This window comes from Arcobacter roscoffensis, from assembly GCF_024267655.1.
Classification (GTDB): Bacteria; Campylobacterota; Campylobacteria; order Campylobacterales; family Arcobacteraceae; genus Arcobacter_B; species Arcobacter_B roscoffensis.
Genome location: NZ_CP100595.1, coordinates 3,087,725 through 3,112,197, shown reverse-complemented (window position 1 = coordinate 3,112,197; position 24,473 = coordinate 3,087,725). Strand labels below are relative to the sequence as shown.

Here is a 24,473-nt window from a genome sequence, read left to right as displayed (position 1 = left end):
TTTTGATGTTTGATACATAATATTTACATAGTATTAATTTTATAGTCTGTATAATGATGTACTTTAAAAATAGGACTGTAGAATGGGCTTAAAAAGAGGGCTATGTATTTTATTGTTTTGTGTAATTGGGCTATTTGCACAAGAGAGTAAACTTGATGTTATTAAAAAAAGTAATGAACTTAAAGTATGTATTTGGCCAGAGTATTATGGTATTTCATACTTAGATTCAAGAACACAAAAGTTAGTTGGAATTGATAGTGACTTAGCTAAAGAATTAGCTAAAGATTTAAATGTAAAACTAAAATATGTGCAAAGTTCATTTGCTACATTAATAAAAGATGTAACAAATGATAAGTGTGATATTGCAATGTTTGCTATTGGAAATACTGAATCAAGAAGAGCAAAAATGAGATTTACAACTCCTCATTTGTCTAGTGATATTTATGCTATTACTACAAAAACAAATAAAAGAGTAAGTTCTTGGGATGATATAGATAAAAAAGGGATTGTTGTAGCTGTAGCAAAGGGTACTTATCATGAGCCTGTAATGAAAAAGAAACTAAAAAATGCAGATTTACTTGTATTAAATAGTTTTAAAGCACGACAACAAGAAGTAAAAGCAGGTCGAGCGGATGTTTTTATGACAGATTATCCTTTTGGAAAAAGAATGATTGCTCAAACAAACTGGGCTAGGTTAATTACTCCTGATTCAACTTATCACAAAACACCATATGCATGGGCTATGGCTTATGGAAATGATAAGTTTTACCAAAGAGTTGAGCAGTTTATTTCTGATATCAAAAAAGATGGAAGACTTTTAGATTTAGCAAAAAAAAATGGATTAGGACCTATTGCTAAACTTCAATAAGTTATGAATAAAACTACTTCTTTAGGAAAAACACTTTTTCTTTCTTTAATAATAGTAGTAACAGTAGTTACTGCTATTATTTCTTCTTTATCTTTATTAAAAGATGAAGCAATAAAAACGCACCTAGAAATTGCAAAACTACATGCAAATACACTTTCAGATCAAGTGACACAAACTTTTAATAATATAAATTTATTAAGTTCAAATCTTATATCAGTTATTAATACTCAAGAAGAGTTTTCTACTTTAAATAGTAGATTTAATAAAATTTTGTATAACAATCCTTTTGTTAGATCAATTAATATTTTAGACTCAAATAGAAATATTATATATAGTTCAAATGAGCTAAATAAGGGTCTACATATAAAAATAAACGATTTTTATCCAAAGCCTTTATTTAATCAATCTGTTCTAAGATTTGGTTTACCTTGGATTGGTAGAGATTTAATTGACGCATCAAATGTGACACATATGGATAGCATTGATAAAAAAGATTTATCTTTTATTCCTGTACTTAAATATTTTGAGTTAGAACAAAAAGAGTTTTATATTCTTATAGCTATAAATAGTGAATATTTTGTAAATAGATATATTGAAAACCTTGATAACTCTTTTGCATATATTGATTTATATAGAATAGATGGCTTTTTACTTTTTTCTTCTGATGAAAATATAAGCCCTGGTACATTAATAAAAAAAAGAAATCTTTATAATGAATCTTTAAAAAGTTCACAATCATGGGGAATTGAAAGTTTTAAAACAAAAGAATATATCACATCATATAAACTTACAAATGTATTTCCCTTAAATATTGCAATAAGAATTGATGTAGAAGAGTCTTTAAAAGATTGGGAAGAAAAAACTTCTAATATTTCAATTTTAATAATATCACTTGTTCTTGTATCTGCAATTTTAGTTGTAGCATTAATTTTTAAATATCATTTAGAAAAAGAAGTAGAATTAAAATTTCAAAGAAAACAAATCAAAGAGCAAAAAAAGTTCCAAACACTATTTGAACAAACAATTTTTCTTGCTGCAATAATGAAAAGAAATGCAGACTTAACGCAAGTTAATAATAAAGGCTTAGAGTATTTACAAGAAGATTTAAAAGAGGCCTTAACTAAGAAGTTTTGGGAACTTTCATGTTGGGAAAAAGAACAAAGTGAATATTTAAAACAGATTATATTGAATATGGATTTACAAGCAGAAGTATTTCAAGATGAAATCACTTTAAAAAATACAAGGGGTGAAAAGAGAGTACTTGAATTATCTTTAATACCTTTAAATATTGATGGGGAGTTAGAATTAGTAGCTTTAGGTTTAGATATTACTCAAAGAAAACAAAGGGAAGAAGAGTTAAAACAAGCATATATTGTATTTCAAAATGCTCATGATGGAATCATGATTACTAATAAAGATACAAATATTATAAATGTAAATAGTGCTTTTGAAAAATCAACAGGATTTTCAATAGAAGATGTATATATGAAGTCTCCTAATATTCTACAATCAGGTATACATACAAATGAGTTTTATTCAAAAATGTGGCAAGAATTAAATGAGTTTGGATTTTGGGAAGGTGATTTAATTAATAAAAAGAAAAATGGTGAAGTTTTCAATGAATATATTACAATTAGTGCAGTTTATGATGAAGAAGAGAATGTTAAAAACTATATAGGAATTTTTTCAGATACTACTAATCAGAAAAAGCAAGAAGAGAGATTAAAAGAGCAAGAACAACTGCTTCATCAACAATCTAAAATGGCAGCTATGGGAGAGATGATAGAAAATATTGCCCATCAGTGGAGGCAACCTTTATCTGTTATTTCAACTATTGCTACAGGAATTAAGTTTAAAAAAGAGTTAGGTATCTATGATGAAAAAGAAGAGTTTTTAGAACTTGAAAAAATCAATGAATCTTCTCAATATTTATCAGAAACAATTGAAGACTTTAGAGATTTCTTAAGAACTGACAAACCTAAATCCTTATTTAATATAATAAATACCTTTGATAAAAGTTTAAAATTAATTAGTTCAAAATTTAAAAACAGAGAGATAAATATTCATAAAGATATTGAGAATGTTAGTTTATATGGTATAGAAAATGAATTAGTTCAAGTTTTTTTAAATGTCTTTAACAATGCAAAAGATGCTTTAGAAAATAAAAAAATAGAAAATAAAATATTATTAATAGAAGTAAAAGAAGACAACTCAATAGCAAATATTAAAATCACTGATAATGGTGGAGGAATAAAAGAAGAGATTATTGATAGAATTTTTGAACCTTACTTTACTACAAAACACCAATCCCAAGGTACAGGAATAGGACTTTATATGTCTCAAGAAATAATAGTAAAACATATGAATGGTAAAATAAAATGTTATAACACTCAAATTGAGTATGAGGGTAAAAACTATTTTGGAGCTTGTTTTGAAATAAGTATTCCTATGAAGAATTAAATTTTTTTTATTATAAAATGATACTTTTATAATACTCTTTATCGCTAATATTTATCAATGCATAAGGAGTAGCTAATGAAAAGAGTTGATTTTTTTAAGTTATTAACAGTGATTTATGTGGAAGATGATACTTCAGTTAGAGAATATACAAGTGAAGCTATAAAAGACCTTTTTAAAGAGCTTTACACTGCCAAAAATGGACAAGAAGCTATTGAAATTTATGATAGCTTAGTCGAAAAAAAGCAAAGGGTTGATGTCATCATAAGTGACATTAATATGCCTAAACTTAATGGAATAGAATTACTAAAAGAAATCAGAACAAAAAATGAAGATTTACCCTTTATTTTTACTACAGCTTTTACAGAAGAGAAGTATTTGCTTGAAGCTATAACTCATAATGCAACAGAGTATATTTTAAAACCAATAGATATTAGAAACTTAATAGATAAAATATATAAAGCTTCTCACTCTTTTCATCAGCAAGACACTATTATTAAACAGAAAAAAGAGTTAGAAAAATATCTAAATGCAATTGACAATGTTGCAATAGTATCAAAGACAGATACTAAAGGAAAAATTAAATTTGCAAATGATATTTTTTGTAAAATGGCTCAATACTCAATAGATGAGTTATATGGAAAACCTCATAATATTGTAAGGCATCCTGATATGCCAAAGGCTGCTTTTGAAAATTTATGGAAAACAATAAAAAGTGGTGAAACTTGGCAAGGAAAAGTTAAAAACAGAGCGAAAGATGGAAGTGCTTATTATGTAAATGCAACAATTATTCCAATTTTTGATGATTTTGGAGATGAAATTATAGAGTATGTAGGGATTAGATTTTTAACTACAAATGATGAGTTAGAAAAAAGAGAGTTTAAAAAGAAAGTTCTTCAAAATATTCAAGAAACAAAAAAACAACATTTAAGTAGTCAAAAAAGAATAAAGCTTTTAGAAGAGCAGTTAACCACATATACAAATATAGATTTAAGTTCTTTAAATAAAGATATATTTGATTTAAAACAAAAGTGCGATTCTCAAAATATACAGTTAAATTATTATGAAGACGAACTAAAAAACTTAAAAGACAAAAATTCAAATATCACAACTACAGCAAATACTAAAGTTAAAAAAGCTTCAGTAATCGCAATAAATTTAAAAAATGAAAATACAAAATTACAAGAAGAGAATAAAATTTTGAAAAAAGAAATAGAAATGAAGAAAAAAGTCTTAATTGATTTAGAGCAAAGACTGACTCAAAAGAATAAATATATTGAAGATTTAAAAGATGTAATAAACTTTAAAGAAAAAGAGCTAGGTGAAGTGAATTAAAAAAGAGTTAATTTACTCTTTTTTTTATTGCAAATAAACTTCCAAAAGAAATAAGTGCAAAAAGTGCACTAAAAATAAATAGATATTCACCATAAACCCATCCTGCAATAATTGCTCCTATAAAGCCTCCAAGTCCATATGCTACCCCATACATAAACTGTTGAGCTAGCTTTTTATCTTCATATAAAGAGTAAAGATAAATAATTACAGCACTATGATAAAGCCCAAAAGAAAAGGCATGAATACTTTGTGAAATAAAAGTTATAGTTAATGAATCAGGATATGAATAAAGCATTAACCATCTAATAACTGTGATTGCAACACAAAATTTTATGATATTAAGTAGATTATTCTTCAAAAGTGGAGCTTGAAAATAAAGCATTAGTATTTCACAAATAACACCAAAAGACCAAAGGTATGATGTCATTTCTAAACTTATTCCATGTTCTGTTTCATAAATTGTAAAGAAGTTATAAAAGCCTCCAAAACTCATTTGCATAAAAAATAGACTTATCCAAAAAGGCCAGTATTTTAAAAATGAAAACTCTTCACTAATCTTTTGTGCTTTATGTTCAACATCACTTCGCATAAGTAGTAAAGCAAAGATTACAGTTAATATATTTGTTGCTAAATAATAGTGAAGTGCAATATGTGCTTGTGTTAAAAACTTAGCTAAAACAAGTGATATAATCATAAAACCAATAGAACCAAATAGTCTTGACTTTCCATATTTTTCTTTTCCTAGGTTCTTTACTGCTGATACTTCTAAAAAAGGAAGAATCAAAGATAAACATACCCCAAGAATAGCATTATTAATCATAAATGCATAAAAATTTTCTAATGTAAAATAAAACATAATAGAGCTTGCAATGGACATAAATAAAGCTGTTTTAAATACTTTTTGATCAAGTTTTATATGTTTTAAAAATAAAAAGGGAGTAGCAAACCTCATTAATGGAGCAAGGGCAAAAATTATACCAATTTCAAAAGCAGTATAACCTATATCATGTAGAACTTTTGGTAGGAATATTATATATACTCCAACAGCTGCAAAGTAAAAAAAGTAAAAAGCAGAAAGGTTGAAAAATTGAATTCTACTCGTCAATGATAATAGTCTTAGAAATTAAGTCTTGGAAAGTTTTCTTTTCTTTATGAAGAAATGGCATGAACATTAAAAATATAGATACCATTGAGATTAATGTTGCCAAATATCGAATGACAGCTTGAATAAAAGTTATTCTTTGCTTGTCTTCATTTACAATTTTGACTCCATAGGCTTTCATTCCAGGTGTTTGAAATTTCACATACCAAAAAAATGTGATTATGGTAGCACTAACACCTAAAATCAAAGTCCATCCAAAAGCTCTATTATGTGAAAACTCATCTCCCCCACCTAAAACTAAATACATTACTATATAAGTAATAGGAGTGGTAATTAAAAATGAGTCTGTTAAAAAGGCTTTTAGTCGCAAGCCAAGAGATGCACAAGAAGAAGTAGTTACTTTTTCTTGATTATTAATAGAGTTAGTTTTTTGTTTAACTTTATTTTGTTTTACATCTCTCCATTTTGCCATTAGTTACCTCTACTACCTGGTTTATAAGCAATATCTTTGAAATCACACTCATCAGGAGTATACATTTTAAATGTAAAGTCATCAAGTGCAAAAAGTGGTTTATCTAAAGGAAGTTTACAGTTGTCTTGTCTGTCTAAATCACTTCCTTCTCTACTACAAAAGCCTCTATTTGCTAAAGCAGCATATGCCGTGATATTTCCACCAGCATTTTCTACTTGTTTTGCGGCTTCAAGTGCAGAACCACCAGTTGTAATAATATCTTCACAAATGATATAGTTTTCACCTTCTTGTACTTCAAAACCTCTTCTAATAGTCATTTGCCCATCAACTCTTTCTGCAAAAATAAATCTTACATCTAAAGCAGTTGCAAGTGCAAAACCAGCAACTAATCCACCAAGAGCAGGTGAACAAACAGCATCAACTTTAATACCAGCAGTTTTTATTTGTTCAGCTAAAGCCTCAGCTAAAAGTTTTGCAGTTTTAGGATCTTCTAAAACTTTCGCAGATTGTAAATAAAAATTAGAATAATTACCGCTACTTAATTTAAAATGACCTTCTAATAATGCATCAGCATCTTTATAAATTTGTTCTACATTCATCAAATTATACCGTTAAAATTTCTTGTTCTTTTGTTTTTAAAGTTTCATCAGCTTTAGTTACGAAAGAATCAGTAATTTTTTGGATTTCTTCTTGAGCTTTTTTGCTCTCATCATCAGTTACTTCTTTGTCTTTATGTAAAACTTTTACTTTGTCATTAGAGTTTTTTCTAATATTTCTAATTGCAACTTTTGCATTATCAGTCATACCTTTAGCTTGCTTAGCAGTTTCTTGTCTTTGCTCAACAGTCATAGGAGGGAAGAATAATTTGATTAGATCACCATCATTATTTGGGTTTACACCAATATTAGCATTTTGAATAGCTTTTTCAACATCACTTAAAAGGTTTTTTTCCCATGGATTAACTACAATAGTAGTTGCGTCTGTAGCAGTTACTGAACCAATTTGGTTTAATGGAGTTGGTGTTCCATAATAATCAATAGAAATACCATCTAAAATAGCAGTATTTACTTTTCCTGTTCTTAATGTTTTGTAATCTCTTTTTAAAGCCTCAATTGACTTTTCCATATGCTCAGTTGTTTCAGCATAAATCTCTTCTAACATTTAGTCTCCTTTATTTAATTAGTAATTTACTTGAAATTGTATAGTAGTTAGGGCTAATGGCTACTCGATTACGAGAAAACTTTAGCTTCTTATTTAAAATGACGTCTATTATACCATTTTTTACTTTTATATCCTGCCATCCATAACCAGAAAGATATAATTTTATATTTTTTATATTTGGATTAACTTTTACTTTTATTCTTTTTAGTATTCCATCTTTAGGAGTTACTTTTGGCTCAATCCAAGTTGCATCTAGTGTTTTGTATCGAAGTTTCTCTTTTAGATTTACCTCTCCTACTAGTGCAACTCTATTTATATCAAATCTATCACTTTTTTTATTTACACTACCTGAGCTTTGGTTTGCTATATATTCAAAATCAAATTGCTTGATTACATCTTTTACTCTTTGGTCATACTCTCCATAAGGATATACATAACCTTTTGGTTTAAATCCCATTTTTTCTTCAAAGATTTCATAAGATAGTTTTGTATCTTCATAAATATCTTTACTATTTTGTTTTGTAAGATGTTTATGGGCATATGAATGTAAAGCTATTTCACCATATTTAGAAGCATCTTTTATTTGCTCCCAATTCATAAAATCACCATATTTTTTTTGTGTTGCTTCAACATAAACAAAAAGAGTAAAAGGATAGTTATATTTTTTAAAAAGAGGTAATCCATTTTCGTAAAAACTTTTGTATGAGTCATCAATATTAAAAGCCACCCAATTATCAGGAATTTCTTGATTGTTTTTAAGTTTATTTACAATATCCATCATAGGTACAACTTTGTACCCATGATCTTTAAAGTATTGAAACTCTTTTTCTAACTCTTTTAGTGTAGTGTTTGTACTTTGATGTCTATCATCTCCAAATCTATGATAAACAAATACATGTGCATTTGCACTAAGATAAAAATAAGAAATACAAAGAAGTAGTAGATACTTCATAATTCTACTGTTCTTTGTATTAGTTGTTTGAAGGAACTACTGGTGCAGAACCTGGTGCTGCTGGTGCAGCTTGTTCAGTCTTTTCAATTGGTGTCGCAGGGATTAATGTATCAGTTTTAACTGAATCAATCGCACTTTGATTTCTTTGCTCATTATATAGGTAACCTAAAACTACTGTATTAATTACAAATGCTAGACCTAAGGCCATAGTAGCTTTTGATAAGAAATTAGCAGGTCCTTTAGCTCCAAATAATGATTCATTACTTCCACTGTAAGCTCCAAGACCTATACTTGAACTTTTTTGAAGTAAAATTACAATTGTGATTAAAATTGCTAAAACTAACTGAACTATTAGAAGTGTAGATGTCATAATCTATTTCCTTTTTGAAAAATGGGATATATTTTATCTAAAATTTATTAAATACTAGTTAAAATGACCCTTATGTCAATTAAAAATGAATTTTCCAAATACGCAAAAGAGTATCAATCTCACAATATCATCCAGCAAATCTGTGCAAAATCACTAATCAGAGAACTTAAAACAAAACCTAAAAAAATACTAGAATTAGGTTGTGGTTCAGGTCAAGTTTATTCACAAATTACATGGGATATTGATTTTTATAAAGCAATCGATTTTTCTTCATCTATGTGTCAGCTTCATCCAAAGGCTAATAATATTGAAGTAAAATGTTATGATTTTGATACAAAAGAGTTTTTAGAAGAAATAAAAAATGATACTTATGATGTAGTTTTATCTTCATCTGCTTTACAATGGTCAAAAGACTTATCAAAAATTGTAAAACATCTATCTCTTATTACAAATGAAATTAATGCAGTATTATTTACATCAAATACTTTTAAATCAATTCAAGAAATATCAGCTACAAAATCACCGATTTTAGATGAAAGCTCAATAAAAAAAGCATTTTCTAAATACTTCCAATGTGAATTTGAAACAATAATGTATAAATTAGAATTTGATAATAAAAAAGATTTATTTGATTATATAAAGAAATCAGGAGTTAGTGGAGGAAGTTCTAATATGGATTTCAAAACAGCAAAAAAACTTTATAAAGAGTATAAATTAAACTATTTAGAATTTGAAGTAATCTTTGTTAAAACAGTTTCTAAATTATAAAGTTCATATCTTATATATTTAAAATTCTCACTATCATCTATAGATGTTAGTTTAGTAAACTCTTCAAGGACACGAGAACTCTCTTGAGCTCTTTTAAAATTAGCTATTAGTATTGAATATAAATCATCTCTATTTTGTTCACTTTTAATAGAGGATCTAAGAACATCATTTTTTACATCTCTTGTTTCTAATAGTTCTGTATAATTATCTGTTCTAGCTAAATGTCTTAGAGTTTTAAGTTTAATAGCAGTATCTTTGTCATTATAAATATATCTGAAGATATCTTCAACCACACGAATACCTTCACGTAGTCTATTTAGATTAGCATCGATTAGTCTTAGTTTATTTGAGTTCATATTAAAAAGTTTTAATAAAGATGAAACTAACTCCAAAGGAGTTAGTTTTTAGTCATCACTACTATTCATAATTCCTAAAATTTGTAATAAAGATACAAATAAGTTAAAGAAACTTAGGTATAAAGATAAAGCAGCTTCAACTGGAGAGTCATATAAACCTTTAATAATGTTCTGTGTGTCATATAAAATAAACGCACACATTAATAAAGCAATACCACCAGAGATAAATAGTTGTAAAATCGGTGAACCAATAAAAATATTAGCTATAGCACCAACAATAGCAATAATTAATGCAATCATTAAGAATTTACCCATAGAAGAGAAATCTCTTTTAGTTGTCATAGCGAACATAGAAATTCCACCAAATGCAACAGAAGTCATTAAAAATGCTTGACCTACAATAGAAGCACCACCAGGCATATTCATAATTGATGCTAATAATGGAGCAATTGTTAAACCAGAAATAAAAGTAAATCCAAATAATACGGCTAAGTTAACACCTGGAATATGTTTAGTTTTTGGAATAACAAAGAAAATTAATGCTAGTTCAACTGCGAATAAAACCCATTTAACAGGACCCATTAACAAATGAACAATTCCTAAACCTATATATGCACCAGCTGTTGCAGCTAACATAGAACCTGCAAATAACTGGTATGTAGCTTTTAAGAAACTCATCAGCTGCGCTTGTGATGATTCTTGTGTATGATGAGAGCTTTCGTTTGATAGATAATCTCTATTATACATATTAATCCTTTATATTTTTTTGTGTAATTTTAGTATCTTACTGTTTAATTACATCTTTAATATTTACATTAATATTAAATTACTTATATATTAGGATAAAAAAGTAAATAGAAAATTAATAAAAATGCATAAATTTTAGACAAAAAGAAAGCAGATTGCATAAAAGCTAGTAAAAAGTAATAAAATATAGAGTTTTCAATACAAAAACCCACAAATTCCAAAATTTAAGCTTTAATTTAGAAAAATCGCTTGACAAGCGAGAGATATTTGTCTATAATTCCCATCCAATTTCAGAGGAACGACAAGAAGTTCTAAAAGAGATTATGATCTTTAAAAACAGAAGGTTAATAAGAAGTAATTTTTATAAACCGAATATAGAATAAACGATATAAAAAACAAGAAATACAATTCTTGTCTATTTAAGTTTTTTACGAAAGTAAAAAGCATTTTGAGTGATAATTTTGTAATTTAATACAAAAATTGTCAGTTTCAAATACTTCATTTATGGAGAGTTTGATCCTGGCTCAGAGTGAACGCTGGCGGCGTGCTTAACACATGCAAGTCGAACGAGAACGGGTTATAGCTTGCTATAACTGTCAGCTAAGTGGCGCACGGGTGAGTAATATATAGGTAATGTGCCCTAGAGAAGAGGATAACATTTGGAAACGAATGCTAAGACTCTATATGCCTTTAAGACAAAAGTCTGCAAGGGAAATATTTATAGCTCTAGGATCGGCCTGTACGGTATCAGTTAGTTGGTGAGGTAATGGCTCACCAAGACAATGACGCCTAACTGGTTTGAGAGGATGATCAGTCACACTGGAACTGAGACACGGTCCAGACTCCTACGGGAGGCAGCAGTGGGGAATATTGCACAATGGGGGAAACCCTGATGCAGCAACGCCGCGTGGAGGATGACACATTTCGGTGCGTAAACTCCTTTTATATAGGAAGATAATGACGGTACTATATGAATAAGCGCCGGCTAACTCCGTGCCAGCAGCCGCGGTAATACGGAGGGCGCAAGCGTTACTCGGAATCACTGGGCGTAAAGAGCGTGTAGGCGGGTTAATAAGTTTGAAGTGAAATCCTATGGCTCAACCATAGAACTGCTTTGAAAACTGTTAACCTAGAATATGGGAGAGGTAGATGGAATTTCTGGTGTAGGGGTAAAATCCGTAGAGATCAGAAGGAATACCGATTGCGAAGGCGATCTACTGGAACATTATTGACGCTGAGACGCGAAAGCGTGGGGAGCAAACAGGATTAGATACCCTGGTAGTCCACGCCCTAAACGATGTACACTAGTTGTTGTGAGGCTAGACCTTGCAGTAATGCAGTAAACACATTAAGTGTACCGCCTGGGGAGTACGGTCGCAAGATTAAAACTCAAAGGAATAGACGGGGACCCGCACAAGCGGTGGAGCATGTGGTTTAATTCGACGATACGCGAAGAACCTTACCTGGACTTGACATAGTAAGAACTTATAAGAGATTATGAGGTGTCTGCTTGCAGAAGCTTATATACAGGTGCTGCACGGCTGTCGTCAGCTCGTGTCGTGAGATGTTGGGTTAAGTCCCGCAACGAGCGCAACCCTCGTCGTTAGTTGCTAACAGTTCGGCTGAGAACTCTAACGAGACTGCCTGGGTAACCAGGAGGAAGGTGAGGACGACGTCAAGTCATCATGGCCCTTACGTCCAGGGCTACACACGTGCTACAATGGGGTATACAAAGAGCAGCGATACGGTGACGTGGAGCAAATCTCAAAAATATCTCCCAGTTCGGATAGTAGTCTGCAACTCGACTACTTGAAGTTGGAATCGCTAGTAATCGTAGATCAGCAATGCTACGGTGAATACGTTCCCGGGTCTTGTACTCACCGCCCGTCACACCATGGGAATTGAACTCATTCGAAGCGGGAATGCTAAAGTAGCTACCCTCCACAGTGGATTCAGTAACTGGGGTGAAGTCGTAACAAGGTAACCGTAGGAGAACCTGCGGTTGGATCACCTCCTTTCAGAGAAAGAGATAAGATTCGATTCTTATCTCAGAAACTAACAAAGTTAGTAAAAAAAGGGAATATCGACCTTTTCTATATTCGGTTTATAAAGATTACTTTAAAAGATAGGTAATAATGGGCCTATAGCTCAGCTGGCTAGAGCGCTCGACTGATAATCGTGAGGTCCCAGGTTCAAGTCCTGGTAGGCCCACCATTTATATCTATTTGAAATTAACTTTTAAAGATTAAAACAGATGGGGAATTAGCTCAGCTGGGAGAGCGCCTGCCTTGCACGCAGGAGGTCAGCGGTTCGATCCCGCTATTCTCCACCATTTGAAAACTAAATATAAGTTCAATAAGAATTGAATTTATATTTGGTTTTAATAACCAAAATGTTCTTTAGAAATAAAGGATATGATATTTAAAAACATAATGTTAAAGTCTTAAAATTTTTCTAGCGAATATTTAAATGAAAGTTTAAATATGAACTAAAATAAGAAACAATTTTTAAAACACAACTTTTTTATTGAATATAGTAATATATTTAATAAGATAGTAGCCAAGGAATAATTATTCAAACGGTGAAGTAATGTAAATTACTTTATCAACATAAAAAATAAGCTATTAAGGGCTAATGGTGGATGCCTAGACTGTAAGAGGCGATGAAGGACGTACTAGACTGCGATAAGCTACGGGGAACTGTCAAGAAGTTTTGATCCGTAGATTTCCGAATGGGACAACCCAGTATATAGAGATATATATTACACTGCAAAGTGGGCGAACCCGGTGAAGTGAAACATCTCAGTAACCGGAGGAAGAGAAATCAAATGAGATTCCGTTAGTAGCGGCGAGCGAACGCGGATTAGGACAAACCCTATGCTTGCATAGGGGGTTGTAGGACCAAGATATAAGATCAAAGAAGATAGAGGAAATAGTTGGAAAGCTATAGCATAGAAGGTGATACTCCTGTACTTAAAATCTTCAATGACTTTATTGGTATCCTGAGTAGGTCGGAACACGTGATATTTTGACTGAATCTAGGGGGACCACCCTCTAATCCTAAATACTACTTACAGATCGATAGTGAACAAGTACCGTGAGGGAAAGGTGAAAAGTACTCCAGTGAGGAGAGTGAAATAGAACCTGAAACCATTAGCTTACAATCATTCGGAGCCCTATGATTTATCAGGGTGACGGACTGCCTTTTGCATAATGAGCCTGCGAGTTGTGGTGTCTGGCAAGGTTAAGTCAAGTACGAAGCCGTAGCGAAAGCGAGTCTTAATAGGGCGAATTAGTCAGATGCTGCAGACCCGAAACGAAGTGATCTATCCATGAGCAGGTTGAAGCTGGTGTAAGAGCCAGTGGAGGACCGAACCGGTGGGCGTTGAAAAGTCCTCGGATGACTTGTGGATAGGGGTGAAAGGCCAATCAAACTTCGTGATAGCTGGTTCTCTCCGAAATATATTTAGGTATAGCCTTGTGTAGTAGCATATAGGGGTAGAGCACTGAATGGGCTAGGGCTGCTTACCGCGGTACCAAACCCTATCAAACTATGAATACTATATGTGTAATCACAGGAGTCAGGCGTAGGGTGATAAAATCCTATGTCGAGAGGGGAACAACCCAGACTAACAGCTAAGGTCCCAAAGTCATATCTAAGTGGAAAACGATGTGGAGTTACTGTGACAACCAGGAGGTTGGCTTAGAAGCAGCCATCCTTTAAAGAAAGCGTAACAGCTCACTGGTCTAGTGATTCTGCGCGGAAAATATAACGGGGCTAAGATATGCACCGAAGCTTTAGACTCAGATTTATCTGAGTGGTAGGAGAGCGTTCTATTCAGCGTTGAAGGTGTACCGGCAAGGAGCGCTGGAGCGGATAGAAGTGAGCATGCAGGCATGAGTAGCGATAAAAGAGGTGAGAATCCTCTTCGCCGAAAACCCAAGGTTTCCTACGCGATGCTCGTCATCGTAGGGTTAGTCGGGACCTAAGTCGAGTCCGAGAGGGGTAGACGATGGCAAATTGATTAATATTTCAATACCAACAAATAAGCGCGATGTGGGGACGCATAGAGTTAATCGAGCTCACTGATGGAATAGTGGGTCGAAGGACGTAGGCTGTAACTTAGGCAAATCCGGGTTACATTAGGCCGAGATCTTACAGGCTCTTGACACTCTTCGGAGGAGATAGAGAATCGATGATACTGTCGTGCCAAGAAAAGCCACTAAGTATATTATTTGTTGCCCGTACCGTAAACCGACACAGGTGGGTGGGATGAGTATTCTAAGGCGCGTGGAAGAACCCTGGTTAAGGAACTCTGCAAACTAGCACCGTATCTTCGGTATAAGGTGTGCCTACTTTGGTATAGAGATTTACTCTCGAAAGCTAAAGAGGTTGCAACAAAGAGTCCCTCCCGACTGTTTACCAAAAACACAGCACTTTGCTAACACGTAAGTGGATGTATAAGGTGTGACGCCTGCCCGGTGCTCGAAGGTTAATTGATGATGTTAGATTTATCGAAGCATTTGATCGAAGCCCGAGTAAACGGCGGCCGTAACTATAACGGTCCTAAGGTAGCGAAATTCCTTGTCGGTTAAATACCGACCTGCATGAATGGCGTAACGAGATGGGAGCTGTCTCAACCAGGGATCCAGTGAAATTGTAGTGGAGGTGAAAATTCCTCCTACCCGCGGAAAGACGGAAAGACCCCGTGCACCTTTACTACAGCTTGACACTGTAGCTTGGATATTCTTGTGCAGGATAGGTGGGAGGCTTTGATTCATAGACGCCAGTATATGATGAGCCATCCTTGAGATACCACCCTTGAATATTTGAGTTACTAACTACGTAGAGTTATCCTCTACTAGGACAATGTCTGGTGGGTAGTTTGACTGGGGCGGTCGCCTCCTAAAAAGTAACGGAGGCTTACAAAGGTTAGTTCATGGCGGATGGAAATCGCCAGTTGAGTATAATGGCATAAACTAGCTTGACTGTGAGACATACAAGTCGAACAGAGACGAAAGTCGGTCATAGTGATCCGGTGGTTCTGTGTGGAAGGGCCATCGCTCAAAGGATAAAAGGTACGCCGGGGATAACAGGCTGATCTCCCCCAAGAGCTCACATCGACGGGGAGGTTTGGCACCTCGATGTCGGCTCATCGCATCCTGGGGCTGGAGCAGGTCCCAAGGGTATGGCTGTTCGCCATTTAAAGCGGTACGCGAGCTGGGTTCAGAACGTCGTGAGACAGTTCGGTCCCTATCTTCCGTGGGCGTAGGAAAGTTGAGGAGATTTGTCCCTAGTACGAGAGGACCGGGATGAACGTACCACTAGTGTACCAATTGTTCTGCCAAGGGCATCGTTGGGTAGCTATGTACGGATGTGATAAGAGCTGAAAGCATCTAAGCTCGAAGCCAACTTCAAGATGAACTTTCCCTGAAGATCCCAGCAAGACTAGCTGGTTGATAGGCTAGGTGTGTAAGCGTTGTAAGACGTTTAGCTGACTAGTACTAATAGATCGTTTGGCTTTTTTTAATATATTTCTTGGTTTACTATCTTATTAAGTATATGCATACTTGATAAATGTGTGAATTGTTTCATTCATTAAGACTTTAACATTATCTTTACACTCATTACCTAATGTGAGTATAAAGAGTTTATTTAGAACTTTTTATACTCATATTGCTGGTGGTTACAGAGAAGTGGAAATACCCAGCCCCATTCCGAACCTGGAAGTCAAGCACTTCATCGCTGATAATACTGCAGGTTTCACTTGTGGAAACGTAGGCCGCTGCCAGCTCTTGAGTATATTTATTAAGCTTTTATCTATTTGAACTTCTCTAAAGTTCCTTTAGATAGAAGCTTTTTTTTAGCTGAATTTTTTAGCCCCCATTCTTCTATTTTTATTTTACATATTCTTTTATTCTTCTTCCTATTACTTTCTTATTTACTTTACATGCAACTGTGCCATTGCTCTAAGAACTCTTCTCTCTTATGTAAAATCTAGAAAGTCTATTTAAAAATACATAGTATTTATAGATTTTTATCTACTTTCAATGAATAAATTTATAAAAATACTTAGATTTTTTTAATAAAAAATGAGTAGTTTTTTACTTTGATAGATAAATTAAAAGAGAAAAATACAAATTTGAAAATTCTTTTCTATGATTTTCTAAAGAAATCACTATCTTATTCTCAAAAAATCAAAAATAAACACAAACAAAGTAAAAAAATTGCCTTTTTTTATAAAGAAATTAAAGAATAATTCAAAATATAAAACAGAAACAATTTAAATTTATTTTAATAAACAATATATATATTGTGTTTATGCATTACTTTAATAATAATAGTTAAATTAAATGACAATTTGTAAAATTTAAGCTTTAATTTAGAAAAATCGCTTGACAAGCGAGAGATATTTGTCTATAATTCCCATCCAATTTCAGAGGAACGACAAGAAGTTCTAAAAGAGATTATGATCTTTAAAAACAGAAGGTTAATAAGAAGTAATTTTTATAAACCGAATATAGAATAAACGATATAAAAAACAAGAAATACAATTCTTGTCTATTTAAGTTTTTTACGAAAGTAAAAAGCATTTTGAGTGATAATTTTGTAATTTAATACAAAAATTGTCAGTTTCAAATACTTCATTTATGGAGAGTTTGATCCTGGCTCAGAGTGAACGCTGGCGGCGTGCTTAACACATGCAAGTCGAACGAGAACGGGTTATAGCTTGCTATAACTGTCAGCTAAGTGGCGCACGGGTGAGTAATATATAGGTAATGTGCCCTAGAGAAGAGGATAACATTTGGAAACGAATGCTAAGACTCTATATGCCTTTAAGACAAAAGTCTGCAAGGGAAATATTTATAGCTCTAGGATCGGCCTGTACGGTATCAGTTAGTTGGTGAGGTAATGGCTCACCAAGACAATGACGCCTAACTGGTTTGAGAGGATGATCAGTCACACTGGAACTGAGACACGGTCCAGACTCCTACGGGAGGCAGCAGTGGGGAATATTGCACAATGGGGGAAACCCTGATGCAGCAACGCCGCGTGGAGGATGACACATTTCGGTGCGTAAACTCCTTTTATATAGGAAGATAATGACGGTACTATATGAATAAGCGCCGGCTAACTCCGTGCCAGCAGCCGCGGTAATACGGAGGGCGCAAGCGTTACTCGGAATCACTGGGCGTAAAGAGCGTGTAGGCGGGTTAATAAGTTTGAAGTGAAATCCTATGGCTCAACCATAGAACTGCTTTGAAAACTGTTAACCTAGAATATGGGAGAGGTAGATGGAATTTCTGGTGTAGGGGTAAAATCCGTAGAGATCAGAAGGAATACCGATTGCGAAGGCGATCTACTGGAACATTATTGACGCTGAGACGCGAAAGCGTGGGGAGCAAACAGGATTAGATACCCTGGTAGTCCACGCCCTAAACGATGTACACTAGTTGTTGTGAGGCTAGACCTTGCAGTAATGCAGTAAACACATTAAGTGTACCGCCTGGGGAGTACGGTCGCAAGATTAAAACTCAAAGGAATAGACGGGGACCCGCACAAGCGGTGGAGCATGTGGTTTAATTCGACGATACGCGAAGAACCTTACCTGGACTTGACATAGTAAGAACTTATAAGAGATTATGAGGTGTCTGCTTGCAGAAGCTTATATACAGGTGCTGCACGGCTGTCGTCAGCTCGTGTCGTGAGATGTTGGGTTAAGTCCCGCAACGAGCGCAACCCTCGTCGTTAGTTGCTAACAGTTCGGCTGAGAACTCTAACGAGACTGCCTGGGTAACCAGGAGGAAGGTGAGGACGACGTCAAGTCATCATGGCCCTTACGTCCAGGGCTACACACGTGCTACAATGGGGTATACAAAGAGCAGCGATACGGTGACGTGGAGCAAATCTCAAAAATATCTCCCAGTTCGGATAGTAGTCTGCAACTCGACTACTTGAAGTTGGAATCGCTAGTAATCGTAGATCAGCAATGCTACGGTGAATACGTTCCCGGGTCTTGTACTCACCGCCCGTCACACCATGGGAATTGAACTCATTCGAAGCGGGAATGCTAAAGTAGCTACCCTCCACAGTGGATTCAGTAACTGGGGTGAAGTCGTAACAAGGTAACCGTAGGAGAACCTGCGGTTGGATCACCTCCTTTCAGAGAAAGAGATAAGATTCGATTCTTATCTCAGAAACTAACAAAGTTAGTAAAAAAAGGGAATATCGACCTTTTCTATATTCGGTTTATAAAGATTATTTATAATCTTTAAACATTCTTTATTTGATAATAAAGGATATGATATTTAAAAACATAATGTTAAAGTCTTAAAATTTTTCTAGCGAATATTTAAATGAAAGTTTAAATATGAACTAAAATAAGAAACAATTTTTAAAACACAACTTTTTTATTGAATATAGTAATATATTTAATAAGATAGTAGCCAAGGAATAATTATTCAAACGGTGAAGTAATGTAAATTACTTTATCAACATAAAAAATAAGCTATTAAGGGCTAATGGTGGATGCCTAGACTGTAAGAGGCGATGAAGGACGTACTAGACTGCGATAAGCTACGGGGAACTGTCAAGAAGTTTTGATCCGTAGATTTCCGAATGGGACAACCCAGTATATAGAGATATATATTACACTGCAAAGTGGGCGAACCCGGTGAAGTGAAACATCTCAGTAACCGGAGGAAGAGAAATCAAATGAGATTCCGTTAGTAGCGGCGAGCGAACGCGGATTAGGACAAACCCTATGCTTGCATAGGGGGTTGTAGGACCAAGATATAAGATCAAAGAAGATAGAGGAAATAGTTGGAAAGCTATAGCATAGAAGGTGATACTCCTGTACTTAAAATCTTCAATGACTTTATTGGTATCCTGAGTAGGTCGGAACACGTGATATTTTGACTGAATCTAGGGGGACCACCCTCTAATCCTAAATACTACTTACAGATCGATAGTGAACAAGTACCGTGAGGGAAAGGTGAAAAGTACTCCAGTGAGGAGAGTGAAATAGAACCTGAAACCATTAGCTTACAATCATTCGGAGCCCTATGATTTATCAGGGTGACGGACTGCCTTTTGCATAATGAGCCTGCGAGTTGTGGTGTCTGGCAAGGTTAAGTCAAGTACGAAGCCGTAGCGAAAGCGAGTCTTAATAGGGCGAATTAGTCAGATGCTGCAGACCCGAAACGAAGTGATCTATCCATGAGCAGGTTGAAGCTGGTGTAAGAGCCAGTGGAGGACCGAACCGGTGGGCGTTGAAAAGTCCTCGGATGACTTGTGGATAGGGGTGAAAGGCCAATCAAACTTCGTGATAGCTGGTTCTCTCCGAAATATATTTAGGTATAGCCTTGTGTAGTAGCATATAGGGGTAGAGCACTGAATGGGCTAGGGCTGCTTACCGCGGTACCAAACCCTATCAAACTATGAATACTATATGTGTAATCACAGGAGTCAGGCGTAGGGTGATAAAATCCTATGTCGAGAGGGGAACAACCCAGACTAACAGCTAAGGTCCCAAAGTCATATCTAAGTGGAAAACGATGTGGAGTTACTGTGACAACCAGGAGGTTGGCTTAGAAGCAGCCATCCTTTAAAGAAAGCGTAACAGCTCACTGGTCTAGTGATTCTGCGCGGAAAATATAACGGGGCTAAGATATGCACCGAAGCTTTAGACTCAGATTTATCTGAGTGGTAGGAGAGCGTTCTATTCAGCGTTGAAGGTGTACCGGCAAGGAGCGCTGGAGCGGATAGAAGTGAGCATGCAGGCATGAGTAGCGATAAAAGAGGTGAGAATCCTCTTCGCCGAAAACCCAAGGTTTCCTACGCGATGCTCGTCATCGTAGGGTTAGTCGGGACCTAAGTCGAGTCCGAGAGGGGTAGACGATGGCAAATTGATTAATATTTCAATACCAACAAATAAGCGCGATGTGGGGACGCATAGAGTTAATCGAGCTCACTGATGGAATAGTGGGTCGAAGGACGTAGGCTGTAACTTAGGCAAATCCGGGTTACATTAGGCCGAGATCTTACAGGCTCTTGACACTCTTCGGAGGAGATAGAGAATCGATGATACTGTCGTGCCAAGAAAAGCCACTAAGTATATTATTTGTTGCCCGTACCGTAAACCGACACAGGTGGGTGGGATGAGTATTCTAAGGCGCGTGGAAGAACCCTGGTTAAGGAACTCTGCAAACTAGCACCGTATCTTCGGTATAAGGTGTGCCTACTTTGGTATAGAGATTTACTCTCGAAAGCTAAAGAGGTTGCAACAAAGAGTCCCTCCCGACTGTTTACCAAAAACACAGCACTTTGCTAACACGTAAGTGGATGTATAAGGTGTGACGCCTGCCCGGTGCTCGAAGGTTAATTGATGATGTTAGATTTATCGAAGCATTTGATCGAAGCCCGAGTAAACGGCGGCCGTAACTATAACGGTCCTAAGGTAGCGAAATTCCTTGTCGGTTAAATACCGACCTGCATGAATGGCGTAACGAGATGGGAGCTGTCTCAACCAGGGATCCAGTGAAATTGTAGTGGAGGTGAAAATTCCTCCTACCCGCGGAAAGACGGAAAGACCCCGTGCACCTTTACTACAGCTTGACACTGTAGCTTGGATATTCTTGTGCAGGATAGGTGGGAGGCTTTGATTCATAGACGCCAGTATATGATGAGCCATCCTTGAGATACCACCCTTGAATATTTGAGTTACTAACTACGTAGAGTTATCCTCTACTAGGACAATGTCTGGTGGGTAGTTTGACTGGGGCGGTCGCCTCCTAAAAAGTAACGGAGGCTTACAAAGGTTAGTTCATGGCGGATGGAAATCGCCAGTTGAGTATAATGGCATAAACTAGCTTGACTGTGAGACATACAAGTCGAACAGAGACGAAAGTCGGTCATAGTGATCCGGTGGTTCTGTGTGGAAGGGCCATCGCTCAAAGGATAAAAGGTACGCCGGGGATAACAGGCTGATCTCCCCCAAGAGCTCACATCGACGGGGAGGTTTGGCACCTCGATGTCGGCTCATCGCATCCTGGGGCTGGAGCAGGTCCCAAGGGTATGGCTGTTCGCCATTTAAAGCGGTACGCGAGCTGGGTTCAGAACGTCGTGAGACAGTTCGGTCCCTATCTTCCGTGGGCGTAGGAAAGTTGAGGAGATTTGTCCCTAGTACGAGAGGACCGGGATGAACGTACCACTAGTGTACCAATTGTTCTGCCAAGGGCATCGTTGGGTAGCTATGTACGGATGTGATAAGAGCTGAAAGCATCTAAGCTCGAAGCCAACTTCAAGATGAACTTTCCCTGAAGATCCCAGCAAGACTAGCTGGTTGATAGGCTAGGTGTGTAAGCGTTGTAAGACGTTTAGCTGACTAGTACTAATAGATCGTTTGGCTTTTTTTAATATATTTCTTGGTTTACTATCTTATTAAGTATATGCATACTTGATAAATGTGTGAATTGTTTCATTCATTAAGACTTTAACATTATCTTTACACTCATTACCTAATGTGAGTATAAAGAGTTTATTTAGAACTTTTTATACTCATATTGCTGGTGGTTACAGAGAAGTGGAAATACCCAGCCCCATTCCGAACCTGGAAGTCAAGCACTTCATCGCTGATAATACTGCAGGTTTCACTTGTGGAAACGTAGGCCGCTGCCAGCTCTTGAGTATATTTATTAAGCTTTTATCTATTTGAACTTCTCTAAAGTTCCTTTAGATAGAAGCTTTTTTTTAGCTGAATTTTTTAGCCCCCATTCTTCTATTTTTATTTTACATATTCTTTTATTCTTCTTCCTATTACTTTCTTATTTACTTTATATGCAACTGTACCATCGCTCTAAGAACTCTTCTCTTTTTATTATTTCTCCTCTTTTATCATCCCTTTTTTATTTTATTTTAATATAATATATAAAAGAAATTGTCTTTTATCTAATTTTTTAAGGTAATACTTGTTAAAAAGATCTATTTATAAAGTTTTAAATGTACTAACTATTTTTCCTCCTCTTTTGATAATTTTATTATCAATTATTATTACTACATATATAATATATGAGAATCAAAATAAATTTGAAGAAGAATCTTTTGAATTAAAAAAAAGTTACTTAAAAGATAGTAGAGAGAAAATATATAATGAAGTTAATAATGTAATTAAATATATTGAATATGAATATAATAATACAGAAGAAAGATTAAAGAAAGATCTAAAAAACAGAGTAAATGAAGCATATATGGTTATCAATGGTATTATTAAGAATAATCCACATTTGAGTAAAGATGAACAAGTAAAGCTTATTAAAAATGCTTTAAGAGATGTTAGATTTAATGATGGTAGAGGTTACTATTATATTTATAGTATGCAAGGGGAATGTGTACTTCTTCCTATTCAAAAAAGCCTTGAAGGAAGTTCTTTTTTAGATATTAAAGATAAAAGAGGTAAGTACATTACTAGATCGATTATTGATTCTTTAAAGGATGGAAAAGAAGAGTTTATGCACTGGTGGTGGTACAAGCCTGGTTCTAGTAAAACACAATATAAAAAGTTATCTTTCAATAAGTATATAAAAGAACTTGATATGTATGTTGGAACTGGTGATTACATAGATGATTTTGAAAGTGTAATTAAACAAAAAGTTTTAACATATCTTTCTACTTTTGATTATGAAACAGGCAATTATATTTTTATTTTAAATCATGAAGGTAATGTTTTACTTCATCCAAATGAAGATTTGAAGAAAAGTAATATTAATGATTTAGAGCATAGAGATAAATACAATCTTAAATCAATTATAGAAATAGCTAAAAGGGGTGATGGATATATTACTTATTCTTCTGATTTTTTAGGTTTATATAAAAAGAATATTTATAAAACTTCATATATAAAAGGTCTTGATAAATGGAATTGGGTAGTTGGAAAAGGTTTTTATAAAAACGATTTATATGAGACTATTTCATTTAATCAAAAAAAACTTGAAGATGAGAATAGAGAACTTGCTTTTAAAATCATATTAATTAGTATTATTATTACTACTATATTAGTTTTTACTATTTTATATAATGTAAAGTATTTAAAAAATAAATTTGATTTAATAAGTAGAAAAATAGAAGATGAAATTAAATCAAATCATGAAAAAGATAAATTACTGTTCCAACAATCTAAAATGGCTTCTTTAGGAGAAATGCTTCAAAATATTGCCCATCAGTGGAGACAACCCCTATCTGTAATTTCAACAGCTGCAAGTGGATTAAAACTAAAACATGATTATAAAATATTAGATGAAAATAGTATAAATGATACGGTTGCTGTAATTATGAAATCTACTATATATCTTTCTAAAACTATTGATGATTTTAGAAATTTTTATAAAAATGAAAAAGAAGAAAAAAACTTTAATATTAAAACTGCTGTACAAGATAGTATTGATATTATTTCTCTCAAATTAAAAAATAAAAATATTGTATTGATATTTGATTCTATAGATTACGAATATAAAGCTTTAAAAAATGAATTAATTCAAGTAATAATAAATATTGTAAATAATGCAATTGATGCTTTTAAAAAGCAAAATAATAAGTTGATCTTAATTAATATTACAAAAGATGAAGAGTTAATTAATATATCTATTAAAGATAATGCAGGTGGAATACCAAATGAGATAATAGATAGAGTATTTGAACCATACTTTACAACTAAACATCAAGCTCAGGGTACTGGTATTGGTTTATTTATGAGTGAAGAGATTATTACAAAACATTTTTATGGTGATATTAAAGTTCATAATTGTAATTTTGAGTATAAAAATGAAGTGTATTTTGGTGCTTGTTTTGAGATTAAATTACCCATAAAAAAAGGCCAGTTGTAAACAAC

General features: G+C 34.2%; 13 protein-coding genes, 2 tRNA genes and 6 rRNA genes. 13 read left to right on the top strand and 8 right to left on the bottom strand.

The genetic code is table 11. From position 1 onward, the window contains the following. Positions 1 to 82 precede the first annotated feature (82 nt). From NJU99_RS14650 to NJU99_RS14640, 3 genes are all read left to right on the top strand, one after another. Positions 83 to 868, top strand: a complete 786-nt coding sequence (locus NJU99_RS14650) for an ABC transporter substrate-binding protein (RefSeq protein WP_254576642.1) — start codon at positions 83 to 85, stop codon at positions 866 to 868. Between the two features lie 3 nt (positions 869 to 871). After that, entirely contained in the window at positions 872 to 3,328 is a 2,457-nt protein-coding gene (locus NJU99_RS14645; protein WP_254576641.1) for a PAS domain S-box protein, read from the top strand. Positions 3,329 to 3,403: 75 nt separating this feature from the next. Then, entirely contained in the window at positions 3,404 to 4,660 is a 1,257-nt protein-coding gene (locus tag NJU99_RS14640) for a response regulator (RefSeq protein WP_254576640.1), read from the top strand. Positions 4,661 to 4,667: 7 nt separating this feature from the next. Here the strand turns inward: NJU99_RS14640 and NJU99_RS14635 are convergent, their stop codons facing one another. From NJU99_RS14635 to secG, 6 genes are read right to left on the bottom strand one after another with little or no spacing between them, the layout of a single operon-like run. After that, the gene (locus NJU99_RS14635; protein WP_254578109.1) at positions 4,668 to 5,753 is read right to left on the bottom strand and encodes an MFS transporter; all 1,086 of its coding nucleotides are present in this window, start codon (positions 5,751 to 5,753) and stop codon (positions 4,668 to 4,670) included. 1 nt (position 5,754) lies between these two features. Beyond that, the gene (locus NJU99_RS14630) at positions 5,755 to 6,234 is read right to left on the bottom strand and encodes an RDD family protein (protein WP_254576639.1); all 480 of its coding nucleotides are present in this window, start codon (positions 6,232 to 6,234) and stop codon (positions 5,755 to 5,757) included. Continuing rightward, entirely contained in the window at positions 6,234 to 6,833 is a 600-nt protein-coding gene (pyrE, locus tag NJU99_RS14625) for an orotate phosphoribosyltransferase (RefSeq protein ID WP_254576638.1), read from the bottom strand. The genes NJU99_RS14630 and pyrE overlap by 1 nt, the downstream gene beginning before the upstream one ends. A 4-nt stretch (positions 6,834 to 6,837) precedes the next feature. Next, entirely contained in the window at positions 6,838 to 7,395 is a 558-nt protein-coding gene (gene frr / locus NJU99_RS14620; RefSeq protein ID WP_254576637.1) for a ribosome recycling factor, read from the bottom strand. Positions 7,396 to 7,405: 10 nt separating this feature from the next. Then, positions 7,406 to 8,347: a polysaccharide deacetylase family protein gene (locus tag NJU99_RS14615; RefSeq protein ID WP_254576636.1), complete on the bottom strand. Its 942-nt coding sequence runs from the start codon at positions 8,345 to 8,347 to the stop codon at positions 7,406 to 7,408. A gap of 19 nt (positions 8,348 to 8,366) precedes the next feature. Further along, a complete protein-coding gene (secG, locus tag NJU99_RS14610; protein ID WP_254576635.1) occupies positions 8,367 to 8,717 on the bottom strand; it encodes a preprotein translocase subunit SecG in 351 nt (116 codons plus the stop codon). 72 nt (positions 8,718 to 8,789) lie between these two features. Between secG and NJU99_RS14605 the strand changes: the two genes are divergently transcribed. Next, positions 8,790 to 9,485, top strand: coding sequence for a methyltransferase (locus tag NJU99_RS14605; protein WP_254576634.1), 696 nt, complete (start codon positions 8,790 to 8,792; stop codon positions 9,483 to 9,485). On the opposite strand, the gene NJU99_RS14600 is transcribed toward NJU99_RS14605, so the two are convergent. Beyond that, a complete protein-coding gene (locus tag NJU99_RS14600) occupies positions 9,437 to 9,841 on the bottom strand; it encodes a thiamine-phosphate pyrophosphorylase (RefSeq protein ID WP_254578108.1) in 405 nt (134 codons plus the stop codon). The genes NJU99_RS14605 and NJU99_RS14600 overlap by 49 nt on opposite strands. A gap of 48 nt (positions 9,842 to 9,889) precedes the next feature. After that, positions 9,890 to 10,588: a Bax inhibitor-1/YccA family protein gene (locus NJU99_RS14595; protein ID WP_254576633.1), complete on the bottom strand. Its 699-nt coding sequence runs from the start codon at positions 10,586 to 10,588 to the stop codon at positions 9,890 to 9,892. A gap of 501 nt (positions 10,589 to 11,089) precedes the next feature. Here NJU99_RS14595 and NJU99_RS14590 point away from each other — a divergent pair. The 9 genes from NJU99_RS14590 (at position 11,090) to NJU99_RS14550 (ending at position 24,468) form a co-directional block, all read left to right on the top strand. Further along, positions 11,090 to 12,606 (top strand): 16S ribosomal RNA (locus NJU99_RS14590). Between the two features lie 119 nt (positions 12,607 to 12,725). Continuing rightward, positions 12,726 to 12,802 (top strand) — tRNA-Ile (locus tag NJU99_RS14585). A 42-nt stretch (positions 12,803 to 12,844) separates the two neighbouring features. Next, positions 12,845 to 12,920 (top strand) — tRNA-Ala (locus NJU99_RS14580). Positions 12,921 to 13,202: 282 nt separating this feature from the next. Next, positions 13,203 to 16,117, top strand: a 23S ribosomal RNA gene (locus NJU99_RS14575). Between the two features lie 149 nt (positions 16,118 to 16,266). Further along, positions 16,267 to 16,382, top strand: a 5S ribosomal RNA gene (rrf, locus tag NJU99_RS14570). Between the two features lie 853 nt (positions 16,383 to 17,235). Further along, positions 17,236 to 18,752, top strand: a 16S ribosomal RNA gene (locus tag NJU99_RS14565). Between the two features lie 338 nt (positions 18,753 to 19,090). Beyond that, a 23S ribosomal RNA gene (locus tag NJU99_RS14560) occupies positions 19,091 to 22,005 on the top strand. A 149-nt stretch (positions 22,006 to 22,154) separates the two neighbouring features. After that, positions 22,155 to 22,270 (top strand): 5S ribosomal RNA (gene rrf / locus NJU99_RS14555). The 16S, 23S and 5S rRNA genes sit together here with 2 tRNA genes alongside, the layout of an rRNA operon. A gap of 287 nt (positions 22,271 to 22,557) precedes the next feature. After that, positions 22,558 to 24,468, top strand: coding sequence for a sensor histidine kinase (locus NJU99_RS14550; protein WP_254576632.1), 1,911 nt, complete (start codon positions 22,558 to 22,560; stop codon positions 24,466 to 24,468). Positions 24,469 to 24,473 lie beyond the last annotated feature (5 nt).